This is a genomic window from Rhizobium sp. SVR5-2C (assembly GCF_056755115.1).
This window is the reverse complement of the sequence record NZ_JBNDHT010000387.1, coordinates 1-276: the sequence shown is the minus strand read 5'-3', so window position 1 is coordinate 276 and position 276 is coordinate 1. Positions and strand designations below refer to the sequence as shown.

The 276-nt window shown below is 63.0% G+C and carries 1 protein-coding gene; it reads right to left on the bottom strand.

Annotated elements, in window-relative coordinates:
- The coding region (locus ACPYOI_RS36200) for a P-type ATPase actuator domain-containing protein (RefSeq protein WP_481424188.1) at positions 1 to 276 on the bottom strand (276 nt) is incomplete at both ends.

The following is a 276-nucleotide window of genomic DNA, read 5'->3' as shown; positions in this document are numbered from 1 at the left end:
GCCCATAAAGCAGAGGGTGTCACACTCGAGCGGGTTCATCTGCTGCGGGTCGCGGGTGCGCGCCACTTTTTCTACCGGCAGAGATTCGCCGGTCAGCGAGGCCTGCGCCACGAACAGATCCCGCGCCTGAAGAATACGTAAATCCGCGGGGATCATGTCGCCGGCCGCCAGCTTCACCAGATCGCCCGGCACCGGCTGGTCGATAGGCAGCTCAACCCAGGCGTTCTCCCCGAGATCGTTAATGACGCGCGAGACGGTTGCGGTGTTGCTTACCAC